The sequence below is a fragment of the Sarcina sp. DSM 11001 genome, from assembly GCF_900101015.1.
In the GTDB taxonomy this organism is placed as follows: domain Bacteria; phylum Bacillota; class Clostridia; order Lachnospirales; family Lachnospiraceae; genus CAG-791.
Window position 1 is genome coordinate 15,785 of record NZ_FNFZ01000005.1, and the last position, 16,039, is coordinate 31,823.

The following is a 16,039-nucleotide window of genomic DNA, read 5'->3' on the forward strand; positions in this document are numbered from 1 at the left end:
TTCAGTCCTCTTTTTCCGGTGCGGTTTTTTTATCAACTGCTGTTTCAGCTGTTTCAGCGATTGTTCTGACAGATGCAGTTTTGGCTGTTTCAGCGGTTACTTTATCAGGTGCAGTTTCAACTGTTCTATCGTTTGTTTTATCAGGTGCAGTTTCGACTGTTTCATCGGCAGCTTTATCAGTTACAGTTTCAACTGTTTTATTGGCTGCGTTATCAGATGCTTTTACGGCTGGTTTTTCAAATAACTTTTTCAAACTGCTCTTCCTGCGTTTGCCAACCGGGATGATAACCTGCTGTTCTGTCCGGGTCGGTTCCGCCGTCTCCCTCGGCGCCGCACTGCCTGAGCGGTTGGGGAAATCGTGTTTCCACATAGGCACCGCGCGGTCGCCCAGAAACTCATGGTAGACAGCGCTGCGCCGGTACTCTTTCTGCGTTCCGAAAAACAGCTGTCCCTCCTGCCCGAGATGCAGGATATGGGTGGCATAGCGAAGAGAAGCATCGATATCGTGGGAGACCATGATGACAGTGATGCCTGTCTGCTCATTGATACGGGCGATCTGCGCATACAGGCTCCGGGTCGCGACCGGATCGAGACCCGACACGGGCTCGTCCAGCAGGATGAGCTTCTGCGCTGCGCACATAGCCCGCGCCAGCAGGACGCGCTGCTGCTGCCCCCCGGACAGGTCCCGATAGCACTGGTCCTGCAGGTCCAGGATCTCAAGCGCCTCCATGTTCTCTCTGGCGCGTTCTTTTTCCGCACGGGAATAAAAAGGGCGCAGCCCCATCCGGTTCAGACACCCGGAGAGCACCACCTCCCGCACACTGGCGGGAAAATCCTTCTGAATCTGCGTCTGCTGAGGCAGGTATCCGATCTCGGATGCCCTGAGTCCCTCTCCCATTTCCACAGTCCCCGAGGAAGGCTTTTTCAGTCTCAGCAGTCCTTTGATGAGGGTGCTTTTCCCGGCTCCGTTCTCCCCGATAATGCACAGATAGTTTCCTTCTTCAACCGTGAAATTCAGGTCCTTGACCACTGTGATACCGTCATAGGAAAAGCATAGATTTTCGCATTTCAGTAAACTCATAAAAAATACCCTTTTGCGCGTAATCAATGACCCCGGTGCAGATCTGTATCCACCCGGTCAGTTCAGTGCTTCGCGCAGAGCCTCAAGATTTTTATTCATCAGGGACAGACAGGTCTCTCCGGAAGCCATTTCATCCCTTGTCACGTTGTGGCAGGAATGAAGCTGCAGGGTCCTGACCCTGGTCTGCCCGCCGGTCTGCGGGCTGTTTTGCGGGCTGTTTTGCAGGCTGCCCTGAGGATCCATTTCTTCCGCTGCCGCAGGGGCTGTGTCTCCCTGATCCGGGATTTTGCCGGACGTTTTCTCTTCCTTCCGAAGCTTTTTCTCCGCGGCCTCACTGACAGCCGAAGCTATATTTCCGTTGGAAAACTCGATCTTAAAGACTACCGGCAGTTTTTCTTCTACTGCCTTATCGATCAGAAACGCTATGGTCGCGGCGCTCGGCTCCGATTCGGCGGAGCAGCCGGAAAAAGCCGCATAACAGGTCAGGTCCAGTTCCCGGGCCAGATACAGAAAAGGAAACCTGTCCCCGAAAAGGATCGTCCGGCGGGCGGCAGAATCAGCCATTTGGCGATACTCCCGGTCCAGCTGTTCAAATGCTGATCTGTATGTGTCTCCGTTTCTGCGATATGCCTCTTCATGGGAAGGGTCTGTCCCGCAGATAATATCTGTCAGTTTTTCGATCAGGATGACGCAGTTTTCCGGAGAGGTCCAGACGTGTTCATCGGGTTCCTCTTCGAAGTGGTTATGGCCATGGTCTTCCGCATGATCGTCGGATTCGCCATCGTGGTCATCATGATCGTGGTCGTCCGCATGGTCGTCGGATTCGCCAGCGTGGTCATCATGATCGTGGTCGTCCGCATGGTCGTCGGATTCGCCGGCGTGGTCGTGGTCCCCTTTTTCTGCCATCATTCCTTCCAGATGCACTTCCGAGCTGGTTTCTACAAGATCCAGAAGCCGGACTGAACGGGGGCCTTCATCGCCCAGAGAAGACAGTATATTTTCAACCCAGACGTCGTTTTCGCCTCCGGTATAAATAAACAGATCGCTGTTCTGGATCATTTTGATGTCCTGCGGAGTCGGTTCATAAGAATGTATCTCTTCGCCGGGTTTCAGGAGCATATATACATCCGCATAATCCCCCACAATCTGTCTCGCAAAATCATATTGGGGAAAAATCGTGGCAACGATCTGCATGCGGTTCCCAGGCTGCTCCTCAATGCGGTTTTCTTCTGCCCTGGCCGCCCCTGCTGAACCGACAGGTCTCGCAGAAGTTCCCTGATTCCCGGCTCCTGTGCTCTCCTGCCCGGAGCACCCGGAGAAAAGCAGGATCGGGAGCAGAAGGAGCACCGGCAGTATCGGTAACGCCGGTGGTATCGGTGGTATCGGCAGAAAAAATGCGGATCGGGGTCTTCTTCCCGTAATTAGTTTTATTATTTTCATCTCATCAGTTTTCCCTATGCTGGCTGAATCCACCAGTCTGCGGATTTTTATTTCCCGGAATTTTCAAGAATGTCTCAGAATTTTCAAGAATGTCTCAGAATAAGATATATTCCATGACTTGTCTGCAGTACCTGCATTATCTGCATTACCTTCGTTTTCTGTATGGCGTACTGCGGCTAAAGACCGGATCAGAAGCCCTTCTCCTGGTCTGCTCTGCAGTCTCCGCACACGCCGTACAAAACTGTCTGGGCACTGTCCATTCTGAATCCGCTGCGTTCTTCCAGAAGGCGGGTCATGTCCTGGATCTCGCTCTGGTCTATGTGAAGGATCTTTCCGCACTTACCGCATTTACAGTGGATGAAGCGGGCGCAGCCCTGGCGGGCACCGATGTATTCAAAGCAGGCCGCACTGCTGCTCTCCACAACATATTTTCGCATCTGGCCTTCGCTCACAAGCTGTTCGAGCTGGCGGTAAATCGTGGCAACTCCCATGGAGCTGCCGGTCTGGCGGAAGTGGTCATGGATTTCGCTGACTGTCACATGCTCGCCTTCCCTGCTCCGGAGATAGGCCAGAAGTGCTTCTCTGTTTTTTGTCCTGTAATGCGTCACTGCCTTTACAGCCATTTTATTTCTCCAATTTCATTAAAAATCGTCATTTTGAAAATGATTATCATTTTCGCACTTGAGCATTATACCTGTGCCTTCCTGCCGTAGTCAAGAAGCAAATTATTCAGACAAAAATCTACTGAAGTAAAGGATGACCGGAACTGGAGGATTAGTGCACAAAATAAACCCCTTTCAGACAGGACACTTATGCGCATGGATGAGATCGAACTCCTGAGTGAATATTAACGTAACAGGAGCAGCTCACAGTCTTACATACAGAAATCCGGGACATGCCAATTAACATGTCCCGGATTTCTTAGCTGATCAAGTTATTGCTCCTGGTCAGGTGTGACTTATAACAGCTTTTTCAGATACTTCGAAGCCGGCGGAAGGAAACGCAGATTTTTCTCCCTGGTCAGTTTCCTCATGATCAATCCTCCGGCCCGAAAACATCATCATAAGTGGAGTATTCTCCTTTTCCCAGTGCTGCTTCCCTTGCATCTTCAAGCAAAGCTTCAATTGCAGGTCTGATTTTTGCCTGCCTGGTTTTAAACTCATCCAGCAATTTAGTTCCGGAATATCCTTCTGCAATTAAATCAGCTAATATCTGTTCAGCAAATTCCCGTCTGACTAACAATCGCCAGTCTGACCGGGGACTTGATATGCCGGGAAATCCGGGAGCATTTTCCCTACTTGGAAATCCTGTCGGCGATGGTGCTGGCCACAAAGCTGTCAGGTTTGACGCTGCAGTCATAGCCGCAGGCCCTGATCCAGCCGACCAGCTCGGGGATCAGTTCTCTGGTCTTTCCGTTTCTGCTGTTGCCCGCATCCACGTGGATGGCGATCGGGCAGTTGAGATACATCTCTTCGTATTTCTTGTCATTCTCCATGATTTCGACCAGGGTCTCGGCAACCTTCAGGCTGTCGTTGGTCTCAGTGTGGAGCTTGGTCCTGACATCCCTGATCAGGGCACGGCGCGTGATCTCATAAAAGAACATACCGCCGTGGCCCTCGCAGATCACAGCAACGACCGACACTATCTTTGTGTCGTCAAAGTTCTGGGAATCCGTGCCCACGATGATGTGGACAGGTGCGTCATATTTTGTGTGATCCAGGTAAAAAGTCAGGATTTTGTCGGGAATCTGCTCGATGTGCAGCTTCCCGTAAGTAGGACTCTTGAACATCTCGTGCCTCCCTCCTGACTGCCTCACGGCAGCAGGAAGGGCTTATTTCGCTCCCGCCGCCGGAGAAGGGAAGGCTCTTCAGCCTGTCCTCTTTCCACCGGCGGGTGCGAACTCAGCACTTATCCAGCCACCGTGATGGCTTCATATCGTTCAGAATTTATGATTTTTTCCATTGCTTCTACAGGATTCATGCCGACTGTCTGCATGATCTGGCGGAAAACGGCAGCAGACTGTCCGCTGGCAAGCTGGACTCCCCTGCGGCTCTTATCCGCGTGGAATATGTCGTGACGGCTGGCTACGTTCCAGAAAATAAGGTTGGGGATCTGATATCCGTTGATCCGGTACAGTCTCTCCATCTGCTCATAGAAGGTCCAGCTGCGGTCTCCGCAGTAGTCGATCTCCATATCAGAAATGACGATCAGAGACTTGGGCATCACATCCTGGGGAACGTGGTTGAGCAGGGCGATTCTGAGCACGTGCTTAAAAGCCGCCTGGAGATTCGTGTTGTTCTCCCAGTCGCTCATGTTGATGCTGTTGATCTTCTGAGCCAGGGTCTCACCGCGGATCATCTGGATCCGGGATGTGCCGGAAAAGGACATAAACATGTTGTGGTAAGCGCCGTGGTTGCGCTCGGCGAAGTAGACCGCAAGGCCTACAGAAGATGCCAGAGGTCTGCCGCTCATGGAACCGGACGTGTCGGCAATGACGAGGGCATTTGTCCCCGGCTCAACATAATCAGGGAGCTGGCGCCACTGGGCCTCAAGGGCGGGATCTTCGATCACGGCTGCGGAGGAAACTCTGAAGCCGGGGTAACGGGGCATAACCTTTTCCACGATGTCGTAAGGATACAGTGTATCCGCGTGGATCTTCTCTTCACCGGCGGCCGCTCTGTTGATAAACTGCCCGTATCGCTCTCCGTCATGTCTGAGGAAAGCCTTGCGGTAGATCATCATAGCCCTGGAAGGGACCTCCGGATAGCGGATCTCATCCCAGTGTCCGGCAGACATCAGTGTCTCAATGACTCCGATCTTTCTGCGCAGGGCACGCACGATGCGCTTGAACTCGTAAACGGAGTATCCCAGCTTCTGTGCGGTCAGGATACCAAGCTTTCTGGTCGCTGCGGAGGAAGCGTCTGCGGTCTTGATCCACTTTGCCAGAAGAGATACGGCATTTCCTGCCTCCAGATTCCGACGATCCTCCTCAAACTGCGCCTTCATGGCCTCCCACATTTCACTTTCCAGCCGGGTTCCGACCAGGCAGTAGAGGTCATCGTAACGGCCGTATACACCGATCAGATCAAGGTTGGGACGAAGTGCTTCCGGATGTCTCTGCGCCATGTAGCGGATAATCGTGCGGAAGGTCTGCCGCTCACCCAGGCCGCCCCTGACATCACGGGCATAGAAAGCGATCTTGGCGGCAAAAAGCGGATCCACCTTGTACGCTTCGGAGAAGAGTCGCTCGATCCTTACGGTTTCCGCGCCGCGGAGAGATCCGATCGTGCCGAACAGATCGAGCCTTGCGTCTCCGGTCGTATTCAGGGCGACTGCCCCGTTTTCTGTGCGTGTGAACACGCTGTCATTTCTTGCTGCCTGTGCAAAATTCATAGCCTCTCCTCCTTTCTTTTCAGATTTCTTTTTAAAAATTACCTGAATCCGTGAAGTTCATCATTTTTGATAACCAACTTGCCTATTGCAAGCTGGTTTAATAATAAATCGTGCTTACCAATGGTTTCCCAATAGCGAAAACTATATGTAACGCGTTGATCGGGTCAAAAATGGGTACACGAAATAAGGCTCTAAAGAATGATTGATCTGTCATATGGTGGCTACGGCATATTTCTGGCAGATATCTGCAAATGTGTGCCGCCAGGTATTACTCCTGCCCAGACCCATAATCAATTGGCGGGCATGGGTCGTTATATGGCTTGCCATCATAATAAGGTTGCCTATAACTGTACGTAACCTGCGTCGCCTGACATCGCGTTTTTGGCGGGGCGTTCTTCCGCCTATCGTATGCTGGCCGATCATGCGGAGAATATTGTATGCAATCATCCCTAATTCAAGAATGAGGGCATTCGTTGCGAACTTTCCGGAGGGAAGCCGTTCCAGATCCATGTCGGTCTTCACTTCACTGTGAAACTGCTCGCATTCCCCGTGGGCATGGTACAGTTTGATGATCTCCCTGTCCGGATCGCCCAGGTTGGTCCACCAGGTCTCAACTTCTACTTCCGGAACGAGGTTGAACTGCCCATATTTGTCAATGGTACGTTCCGTAATCTCGTATCCGGCGCGAAGTGTGAAATCCCGGTCGAAGCGCTTGCTGGAAGCTGTCTTCCAATCGCTGCCGATGTATACGGTTTTCCCGTCCCGCGGGCTGCTGATATCCTGGCAGTACTGCTTCGCCATCTCAAACCAGCCGTCCCTGCTTTCACGGCGGAGATTTCTTTTGATGATGAAGAAACAGCCTGCGTCTATAAGGACGGCAACATTGTCAATGGAATCATTTCCGGAATCCAGACGTACCAGCAGGGGCTTATCGGTCAGCCTGCGGCATAGTTCTACCGTCTCCTGAAGGAATTCTACAGTGCCGTTCTGGCAATGCTGCTTTCCTTCGCGGAGCTCGAAATTAATGGCGTATCCTTCCGTACCGATATAGGCCATCATGGGCGCATAACCGTCAAACCCTTTATAGGTTCTTGAAACGCCTTCCTTTTTGGACTTTGAATTGTCCATGGGGGTTACGTCAATATCCACGGGTATCAGACCGTTGGGAAGGGGTGTCGGCTGTATCCTGTTTGCCAGGAGCATATCGACATTCTCTTCCAGGATAGTTTTGCGGAGCGAATCGCCGATATCATCCATACGCTGGCGCAGAGTTTCCTCAGAAGGGATGGAGCGGGTAATGCCAAGGGCGGCTTTATAAAAGTCCCTGTCATCGTCCATCTCATGTACTGCTTCGAAATAAGGCTTGCCCATACACAGCATGCCCAGGTAGGTCAGGACAATATCACCATTCTTGATCTGGTGCTGTGAACGATTGGCTGTGACATCCATCCGATTGAGCTTTTTAATAAAATCGCTTTTACCGAGGATCGCACCGACAACAGCCAGACCACCGGCAGGAATGATGCGTTCATCAGTGAATTCAACGACAATGTTCTTTTTGGTGTTCAGCGTGATCCGGCGATTATTATTCATGGTAAATGACCTCACAGAAAAAGTTTTGATAAGTCTATTTTACCATGCGATACATTCACCTGACAGGTGAATGGCTATCTTAGACAAAAACATACGATAAACACTGTAACTATGGGCTTTTACGAGCCTTTGAAAGAATCAACTTCACGGATTCAGGAATTACTTTTATAAGATTACCTTTATAAGAATAAAGCCTCTGTCCGGTGCTGTCATTCAACCATGGGTATAAAGCATACTACTGCTGGTATAAAAAAGCTGGTGTAAAGCATATTAATGATGGAATAAAACAGCGCTGGTATTAAGCAGTATCGGACTTCGGTAAAAAACCCCGCCGGAAAACTCCGGCGGGGTGGTATTTTGTGATAATGCTATATGGAAAAAACTGCAAGGCATTGACTGCCCTGATTTTTGGTACTTCCCGGTATGAAAGACCGGTGGTTTGTGTGACCGGCTTCGGGATGTTCTTGCGGTTCATGAGACCGGTCTCAGGATATTATTCGGTACATGAAGCCGGCTTCAAGACATTTTTGCAGTTCGTAAATTCAAGACTCGCTCGCGAGTCTTGCGTTCTTTGAGCGAACGCCCGGGTTTAACGATTTTTTGACTTTTTACTCCAGAATCGCCATATCTGTGATCAGAGGAAGCCCTTCCTCTGTATCATAAATAACGCCTTCAAGGTCAATGACAGCATCTTCTTCGACATAGGTCACTTTGTCATAGATATCTGTCCCTTCTCCGCAAAGGTCAGATTCCACTTTAAACAGATAGACTGTACCATCTTTTTCCGCGCTGAAATAGAGGTCATCTCCCGGATCCCCGTTCCCGTCGGGGCCGTAGAAGAAGCGCAGGAGGTCGCCGCCCGCATCTTCGGTATCCACGGCTTTCAGGCCTTTGAAGGATACTATATGGTTTTTATAGGCGGCAAGGTCATCCTTTCCGAGCAGGTCAGACGCATCGTCCACCTCGGGGGCATAACTGCCGTCCGCGATCATGCCGGTTGCATTCACGATCCTGACCTCCCCGGCTTCTTCATTTTTATCTCCGCTGACCCTGATCTTCTGTCCGGCCTCAAGAGTGTCGTACTGTTCCTGAGTGATCGGCAGATCACAGATCAGGTATGCGCCTTCCTCGTCCTGAGCATACAGTGTCACGGCAGACTTCTGCTCATCAAAAGCATTCTTTACCTGAACATAACTCTCGATCGTAACAGGGCTGCCGGCCTGAGCCGCCGCAAATTCCCCATAGGTCATCAGGGGTGCGAGCTCATTGTACCCGGTGCCCAGCGACTTATCCTGGTTTTCGGCAGAGGGTTGATCTGTATTACCAGGAGTCTCGTCCTCTTGTGCTGCCTCACCGCCTTTTGCAGGTTCTTTTGAAGCACTGGAACCGCCTCCGCAGCCTGCTATAGCAGCTGCCAGAGCGAAGGTCAGCATCAATGCCACTACTTTCTTTTTCATTAAAATGCTCTCCTTTTTTTCATACGATTTTATCTTTTTTTATGCCGCGGTCCGCGGTTTATGCTATGATCCGCAGCGTGATCAATGGTTCTCTCCGCAGATCTTTATTCTGCTGCGGTCTCCTCAGCTGTTTCTTCCTCCGTGGCAGCTTCTGCGGCTGTTTCTTCTGCAGCGGCTTCCCCGGCTGTTTTTGTAACCGTCACTTTTGTAATGTGAGGAAGTGCTCCCTTTTCCCAATATAGAAAACCTTCAAGATCGAAGACACAGTCTTCTTCAAGATCTTCCACTGCTTTATAGAGTTTGCTTTTGGAATCAAAAAACCGGGATTCGATCACAAAGGTGTAGGTCTCGCCATCTTTTTCCGCGCAGAAATAAAGATCATCACCCTGTTCTCCGTTTCCGTCAGGACCATAGGCATATCTGAGCAGGTCTCCGCCCGGATCTTCAAAATCCACAGACTTCAGGTCTTTAAAGCACACCTTCCGGTTTTTGTATTCCGCAAGGCCGTCTGTCCCGAGGAGGTCTGTCACATCCTGCGCTTCGGCAACGTAACTGCCGTCCAGGACTTCGTAAGTGGCTTCCGCGATCTCAATATTGCCCAGCCACTGGTGCTTCCGGCCGCTGACCCTGATCTTCTGCCCTTCCTTCAGCTTTTTATATTCTTTATTCGTCATAGGCAGCTTGTAAATAAAATAAGCCCCTTCTTCATTTTGTGTATAAAGATTCGCCGCGGAAGCGTCCTTGATCCAGGCCTGTTTTGCCTGGACATAAGTTTCGACTGTCACAGGGGCGTCCAGCTCAGCCTTCATAAACTCGTCATAGCTCATCACAGGCGTGAGTTCCCGGTAGGAAGTGGCGGAAACAGTCTCTTCTGCGAAAACCGGCGCCGATGCGCAGAAGATCGACGCGGATGTCAGGGACATCGCAAGAAAAACAGCTAAAGCTTTCTTTTTCAACTTTTTTCCTCCTATGAATAAATTCTTTTTCTGAATAAATACTCTTTTTGAACAGACTCTGCTTTTGAATAGATTCTACTTATGAACAGACTCTGCTTTTAAATGGATTCTACTTATGAACAGACTCTGCTTTCGAATAGATTCCACTTCTGAACAGGTTCTCCTTCTCAAAGAATTTTCCTTCTCTGCAGTAGTTAAGTATATATCAAAAACTGGTTTCTTGTCTCTTTTCTAATGTAGAAATCACGAAATATTCGCAAATGCCGAAGGGTTGACAGGAAGGGGACGACAGAAAAGGGACGGTTCTTTGTCTCCTCCCTGGAGCAGATAAAGAACCGTCCCCGTCTCCTGTCCCCGGGTTCACTTTCCCGGGTCCAGTGTCTTACTACGGCGAGGCAACAGCTTTGCGATAGCAAAGATGTTGTCGACAACAATCGGAAAAACAGACAAGCAAGATGTACAAGTCATTCTGTAACAAGTCCTTAGTTTCTCTCAGTTTCCGCGCAGGTCTCTCTGAGGGCTGATATAGAGTGCGTCCCAGCCGTGTTCAGTGTAATAGGCCTTAGCCGCATCGGCGCCGGCTGTGGTATTGATGTATTCGATCCCTCGGATATAGATTCCCTTGTTTTTGCACCAGTCGAGATATTCAGTCAGGTAACTGCGTTCAGATGCGGGCTGCTGCCTGTTGTTGTCATAGACAACACCCTCCTGATTGACGGTCTTAATGACTCCCGGGTATTCCGCGACGAATCTGCGGACAAAAGTGTCTCCGCCATTGGGCATGACCGTCAGTCCAATTGTATTTTCGATCGTCAGGACCACTTCGCTCAAGGCCTGGTAGACTTTTCCGGCGGAAGGTGCTGTGCGGAGCATAGCAGTTTTTTCCTCACGGAATCCGGTCTCCACCATGTAGAGAATGTCGGCGTTGTCAAGATACACTCCGGAGGCCCCTGCGGCTTTCAGTTTTTGTGCCTCTTCGATCAGATGGTCTTTCCAGATCTGGCTGGTGACGTCGACCCAGTATTCTCCCGGCCAGCCATCGTATTCAGCCAGTCTGATACTGGAAAAACGGCTGTAATAGGAACGTTCCTGTTCCAGTGAGCCGGCATTGAGGTAGGCGTAAATCTGCACACCGCGGCTCAGGGCGTTATTGATCATGTTCTGACTGGCTCCGTCAAAATCGATGACGATAAAGTCATTTTCTCCGCATCTGTTCAGGGCGGACTGGACGCTGTCTTCTTCCAGGCAGTATCTGGTATTCATCAGCGGAAGCCCCGAGGAGGAGCCGGGCTGTGATCCGGTACCGGGAGTGCCGGAGGGCGTTGATCCTGAACCCGATGTTCCGGATCCTGAACTGCCGCTGGAAGAAGAACCGGAACCGGATGTCCCGGAGGATGAGGAACCGGATGTCGAAGAGCTGGAAGAAGTACCTGACGATGGTTTGCCGGACGACTGGGGATTCCCCGACGAAGAAGCAGTTTTTCTGGATGTCAGGGAGCGGACAATGGAGACCACCCTTGCGAGGGTGCTCTCTCCGGTCGAGGCTCTGGCGACCAGCTTGTACACATATTTTTTTCCTTTGGCATTTGCCTTCTTATCCAAATAGCTCACTGTTCTGCCTTTTTTAATTGTAGTAATCTTTTTTCCGTTTCTGTACAGGACATAGCCGGTGGCTCCCGGAACCTTATTCCAGGTGATCCTGATTCCCTTCTTCTGGTTGACTGCGGTCAGCTTCTTTGTCGCGCCGGGAACAACTTTAATGGTAACATAGCAGCTTCCCGACTTATAATTCTGCGTCTCCGCAGTAGAAACCGTGATCCTGACTTTCCCGACTTTTTTCGCCGTGACGACTCCGGCAGAAGAAACGGAGGCGACACTGCGGTCTGATGTTTTATAAGTATATTTTTTTGTTTCTTTCGCTCCGGCCGCCTTCATTTTCACCGTTTTGCCAACAGAAACGCTGGATGCGGCTGCAGACAGTGTCAGTTTTTGCGGAGCTTTATTGATGGTGAATTTTCCGGATGTGCTGCCTTCATAGCTTCCTTTGCCGGTAATCTTCACAGTCGCTTTTCCGGCTTTGGTGTTGTTGCTGTAAGAGACTGTGTAATCGGTTCCTTGTTTCAGGATCCGGTTCTCATAATACACCGTAACGGCAGGGGTCCGCGCTTTGCCGTTATAGGTATAGCTGCGGGGGCTGATTTTCACATCCGCGTCCTTGATCTTTCTGGACCAGATCGCATACAGGGTCACCGAATCTGTCACTGTATACTTTTGAGGAAGAAGCTCTGTGCCTTTTTCCGACAGGCTCCACCCCTTGAACTCCTCCCATCCGGCCGGTCTGGGCTTGTAATCGCTCAGGTCGATCCTCTCGCCGGTTTCAAAGTTCACCTTTTTTTCGGACAGTCTTCTTCTTCCGATATATCCGCCGTTAGCGTTAAAGGTGATCGTCTTGTACTCAGTCCAGACCGCATACAGCGTAACGTTTTCCGTCACCCTGAAACGCCGGTCGGACACAGTCTGCACGCTGTCCTTTTCCAGGCTCCAGCCTCTAAACCGGCACGCTTCTTTTTGGGGTTTGTCATGATCACTGAGACGAATCACCTCCCCTTTTCTAACTGTTTCTGTGAGCACACTCTCCCCGCCGAAAAACTGACCTCCGTCAGCGTCAAATGTGACGGTGCACTCTGCAGGCTGATCATCGTGTTCATCATTGGATAGCGCAGAGCTGCCGGTCTCTTCAGAAATTTCCTCATCCGGATTTATTCCGGTTTCGTCTTCTGCAGGCTCTCCGGCTTCCGCTTCTGAAGGACGGGGAACTTCCTCAGCAGAATCTTCCCCAAGTAAATCTGATCCGGCTTCCATTCCCGTTGCCGGATCTGCTTCCGGATTTGTTTCCGCTTCTAAATCTGCATCATTCCCGCTTTCTGTATCAGTATCGGTATTTGTAGCGGTATTTGTTTCTGTATTTGTTTCCGGAAAAAGATTTGCTTCTGTTTCAGCTTCTGTCGGAATATCTGTTGGAATATCTATTCCGCCTTCCGGTTCTGTCCCCGTTTCGGCATCTGTCTCATTTTCCGTTCCAGTCCCTTCATCAGGCCAGCCTTCTTCATCCGGGTTCTTCTGTTTCCAGACCGCAAAAACCATCTCATCCCTGAAGACCTCGAGCCCTTCCTCAGGAATCATCTCCGCCCCGTCTTCCTGCAGACTCCATCCCAGGAATTCATTTCCATCATCCGCAAAGAGTGCAGCTGTTCCAATCTTGTACACAGCTTCCTCTATGTTTCCTGTTTCAGAAGGATCATTTCCAGAAATATCATTTTCAGGAAGATTACTATCAGGAAGATCATTTTCAGAAAGGTCATCGGAAGGATACTCGAAAGAATCCCCGGACAGATCAGTAGAATTCCTGCTGCAGATCACTGTTCCTGTTCCGACTGTCTCAGTGAAATCTATATACTGCCCGTCACTCCAGGAAGGATCTGCAAAATGCCCGCCCCCGTTTGCGGAATAGGTGATCATAAAAACTTCCTGCCCGTCTTCTGATGCCCGGTCTTCCGTCCCGGCTTCTGTCTGTGTTCCCAACCCGGAATCTGCTTCGGTATCTGCCAGGGCAGGATCTGCGCAAGCTTCTGTCGCAGCAGGATCCGTTTCCGCTTCCGGCACTGCCGAATCCGAATCTGCTCCAGCTTCCATAGCTGCGGAATCTGCTTCGGACTCCATCGCTGTAGAATCTGCTTCGCCTTCCAGAGTTGCAGCATTTGCTTCGGACTCCATCGCTGAGGGGTCCGCGTCGCCTTCTTCCAGTGCAGGCTCCGTCCAGACTTCCACCGCTGCTGCGGGATCTGCTTCTGCCGCATACGCCGCACAGACAGGCCCTGAAACGGATCCTGTAAGCATAAAAACAGCCAGTATCACTGCAAGATACCGGCTGCTTCTCCTCACCTTCATCTGTTTAAATAAGTTTCCCATTCTCTCTCCCCTGTTGAAACGCTGTGCAATGTGATACCCGGTTTATTCTTCATCGAGCAAGACTCGCGATCGAGTCCTGAATTCACACGGGCGGTTTCAGGAAACTGTCTGCGCAGATGATTCTATTTTCACAAAAACAGTTCTCCCGGTACGATCAGAAGTCACTGCCGTCATAAAATGTCAATTCCGTTCACTACGCAATTGTATATCAAAAAAGGGGTATTTACAAGGAGACAAGGGGATGGTTCAGTGGCTCCTCAATCTAATCTCTCCGGATCCGACTGCAGAAGCATGATTGCGGACGGGTCGACAGAGAGGGAGGGCGGAATGCCGCCCTGAAAATCATGGCTGTGTATATCTTTGGGAATTTTCCACCAGAGGCCGTTTCGCAGTACGACGTACCACTCAAAGGGCAGTTCAGTGAGGGCAGGTTCCTCGACGGGAATCAAGTTTACAGGTTTATTGGACGAAGGGAATGTTCCGAAAGAAGAAAGTTCCCCGGTCGGAGACCGTTCTGCTGATGCAGGAAAAAAATCGTGGGCGCGTATCCCGATATGGGTGATTTCCGGTGAGACTTCCTCCGCTACTGTCAGTTGGAGGTTTCCCCAGTCTTCGGCGCAGACGAGGTGCGGGCCGAGCGGACGGATGCGGGAAATATTTTTACAGCCGGTCAGGCGGGCAGCCTCCACGGTCCGGGGCTTAGCAAAGACCTCTTTGACCGGGCCTTCGGCGATGATCTGTCCTTCGTGCATGAGCAGGAGATAATCGCAGAGCTGATAGGCTTCGTCCCGGTCGTGGGTCACGAGTATGGAGAGGCCTTCATATTCGCGGAGGACCTGGATCATTTCCAGCCTGAGGCGCTCCTTCAGGAAATAGTCCATGGCGGAAAAGGGCTCGTCCAAAAGGACGGCTTCCGGCCGGTAGGCCATGATGCGGGCAAGGGCGACGCGCTGCTGCTGGCCGCCGGAAAGTTCATCGGGGCGGCGCTTCCCCAGTCCCTCGATCTGAAAAGCGCGCATCATTTCCCGGGCCCGGCGGAGTTTATCAGCCTTCGGTCCCTTCAGGCCCGCCATGATGTTCTGTTCCACAGTCATTGAGGGAAACAGCGCGTAATTCTGAAAAAGATAGCCCACCCTGCGTTCCTGGGGGCGCATATCGATCTTTTTTCCTGAATCAAACAGAATCCTCTCCCCCAACCGAATGCTTCCGCTGTCCGGTCTTTCAATCCCGGCTATGCTTCGCAGCGTCATGCTCTTTCCGCAGCCCGAGGCCCCCAGGATACCGATCCTGCGGGCCTCTCCTTCATAACGGACACAAAGATGAAATCCGTCCAGCTTCTTTTCAAAATCCAGTCCCAGATACATAAAATGACCCCTGCTGAAAAAGGTCTGATTCCCGGATCCTCAGGTCTGCCTGCAGGATCCTCAGGTCCCTACCACCGCTTCACTGACTTCATCGCTTTCCCGGAGATAAGATTCATCAAAAAGATAAAGACAAAGGCGATCAGAATCACAATGACAGTCCATACACCGGCTGTCAGATAGTCGCCGTCCTGAATGACCATGGCGATCCTCTGGGAGACGGTGGCCGTCTTGCCGGGAATGTTGCCCGCCAGCATGCTGGTCGCGCCAAACTCGCCGAGCGCTCTGGCGAAAGTCAGGATCGTGCCCGAGGCTATGCCCGGCCCCGCCGTCGGTATGACAACCGTCCAGAAGATCCTTATCTCCGACATGCCCAGCGTCCTGCCGGCATAGACCAGGTTCGGGTCGATCTGTTCAAAAGCCGCGCGCGCGTTCCGGTACATCAGCGGGAAGGCAATGACCGTAGCCGCAACGATGCAGCCCAGCCAGGACTGCACGACCTTGATGCTGAACTGCTCATACAGAAGTATTCCAAGCGGTCTCCTCCTGCTGAAAAGGAGCAGGAGGAAAAAGCCCGCGACCGTCGGCGGCAGTACCATCGGAAGTGTCAGCAGACCGTCTGCGATCGCTTTGACCCGGTTTGATGCCTTCACGACTTTTCTCGCCGCGAATATTCCAAGGAAAAAGGAAATAAATGTCGCGACGAGACCAGTCTTCAATGAGATCAGGAGGGGACTCCAGTCAAGTTTTCCCAGTACACGTAATACGTCTTCCATTGAACTTCCACCT

12 protein-coding genes are annotated in these 16,039 nt (G+C 51.2%); all 12 read right to left on the bottom strand.

The genetic code is table 11. The annotated features are described in order from the left end of the window. Position 1 precedes the first annotated feature (1 nt). The gene (locus BLT02_RS18180; protein WP_092991596.1) at positions 2-1,081 is read right to left on the bottom strand and encodes a metal ABC transporter ATP-binding protein; all 1,080 of its coding nucleotides are present in this window, start codon (positions 1,079-1,081) and stop codon (positions 2-4) included. A gap of 57 nt (positions 1,082-1,138) precedes the next feature. Next, on the bottom strand, positions 1,139-2,428 hold the full coding sequence (locus BLT02_RS17690; RefSeq protein ID WP_242869688.1) for a metal ABC transporter substrate-binding protein: 1,290 nt from the start codon (positions 2,426-2,428) through the stop codon (positions 1,139-1,141). 281 nt (positions 2,429-2,709) lie between these two features. Further along, positions 2,710-3,144, bottom strand: coding sequence for a Fur family transcriptional regulator (locus BLT02_RS03465; RefSeq protein ID WP_092991600.1), 435 nt, complete (start codon positions 3,142-3,144; stop codon positions 2,710-2,712). Positions 3,145-3,556: 412 nt separating this feature from the next. Next, the gene (locus tag BLT02_RS16750; protein WP_139187400.1) at positions 3,557-3,763 is read right to left on the bottom strand and encodes a hypothetical protein; all 207 of its coding nucleotides are present in this window, start codon (positions 3,761-3,763) and stop codon (positions 3,557-3,559) included. Between the two features lie 52 nt (positions 3,764-3,815). After that, the gene (locus BLT02_RS03470) at positions 3,816-4,310 is read right to left on the bottom strand and encodes a ribonuclease H-like YkuK family protein (RefSeq protein ID WP_092991602.1); all 495 of its coding nucleotides are present in this window, start codon (positions 4,308-4,310) and stop codon (positions 3,816-3,818) included. A gap of 119 nt (positions 4,311-4,429) precedes the next feature. After that, positions 4,430-5,914 (bottom strand): DUF2828 family protein, encoded by a 1,485-nt coding sequence (locus tag BLT02_RS03475; RefSeq protein WP_092991604.1) that lies wholly within the window; start codon positions 5,912-5,914, stop codon positions 4,430-4,432. 210 nt (positions 5,915-6,124) lie between these two features. Next, positions 6,125-7,507, bottom strand: coding sequence for an IS1380 family transposase (locus BLT02_RS03480; protein ID WP_092991606.1), 1,383 nt, complete (start codon positions 7,505-7,507; stop codon positions 6,125-6,127). Between the two features lie 608 nt (positions 7,508-8,115). Continuing rightward, the gene (locus BLT02_RS03485) at positions 8,116-8,964 is read right to left on the bottom strand and encodes a hypothetical protein (protein WP_092991608.1); all 849 of its coding nucleotides are present in this window, start codon (positions 8,962-8,964) and stop codon (positions 8,116-8,118) included. Positions 8,965-9,068: 104 nt separating this feature from the next. Further along, positions 9,069-9,920, bottom strand: coding sequence for a hypothetical protein (locus tag BLT02_RS03490; protein WP_092991610.1), 852 nt, complete (start codon positions 9,918-9,920; stop codon positions 9,069-9,071). A gap of 492 nt (positions 9,921-10,412) precedes the next feature. Then, complete coding sequence (locus BLT02_RS03495) at positions 10,413-13,889, bottom strand: endo alpha-1,4 polygalactosaminidase (RefSeq protein WP_092991612.1); 3,477 nt, start codon at positions 13,887-13,889, stop codon at positions 10,413-10,415. A gap of 257 nt (positions 13,890-14,146) precedes the next feature. Beyond that, positions 14,147-15,253 carry a sulfate/molybdate ABC transporter ATP-binding protein gene (locus BLT02_RS03500; protein WP_092991614.1) on the bottom strand — a complete coding sequence of 369 codons (1,107 nt, stop codon included), beginning with the start codon at positions 15,251-15,253 and terminating at the stop codon, positions 14,147-14,149. A 68-nt stretch (positions 15,254-15,321) separates the two neighbouring features. Continuing rightward, a complete protein-coding gene (gene modB, locus BLT02_RS03505; protein ID WP_092991616.1) occupies positions 15,322-16,026 on the bottom strand; it encodes a molybdate ABC transporter permease subunit in 705 nt (234 codons plus the stop codon). Between the last annotated feature and the right edge of the window lie 13 nt (positions 16,027-16,039).

Bases quoted from the DNA above. Each gene is read 5' to 3' on its own strand.
- modB (WP_092991616.1), bottom strand. From the start codon at position 16,026: ATGGAAGACGTATTACGTGTACTGGGAAAACTTGACTGGAGTCCCCTC.
- BLT02_RS18180 (WP_092991596.1), bottom strand. From the start codon at position 1,081: ATGAGTTTACTGAAATGCGAAAATCTATGCTTTTCCTATGACGGTATC.
- BLT02_RS03470 (WP_092991602.1), bottom strand. From the start codon at position 4,310: ATGTTCAAGAGTCCTACTTACGGGAAGCTGCACATCGAGCAGATTCCC.
- BLT02_RS03485 (WP_092991608.1), bottom strand. From the start codon at position 8,964: ATGAAAAAGAAAGTAGTGGCATTGATGCTGACCTTCGCTCTGGCAGCT.
- BLT02_RS03475 (WP_092991604.1), bottom strand. From the start codon at position 5,914: ATGAATTTTGCACAGGCAGCAAGAAATGACAGCGTGTTCACACGCACA.
- BLT02_RS03480 (WP_092991606.1), bottom strand. From the start codon at position 7,507: ATGAATAATAATCGCCGGATCACGCTGAACACCAAAAAGAACATTGTC.
- BLT02_RS03495 (WP_092991612.1), bottom strand. From the start codon at position 13,889: ATGGGAAACTTATTTAAACAGATGAAGGTGAGGAGAAGCAGCCGGTAT.
- BLT02_RS03500 (WP_092991614.1), bottom strand. From the start codon at position 15,253: ATGTATCTGGGACTGGATTTTGAAAAGAAGCTGGACGGATTTCATCTT.
- BLT02_RS03465 (WP_092991600.1), bottom strand. From the start codon at position 3,144: ATGGCTGTAAAGGCAGTGACGCATTACAGGACAAAAAACAGAGAAGCA.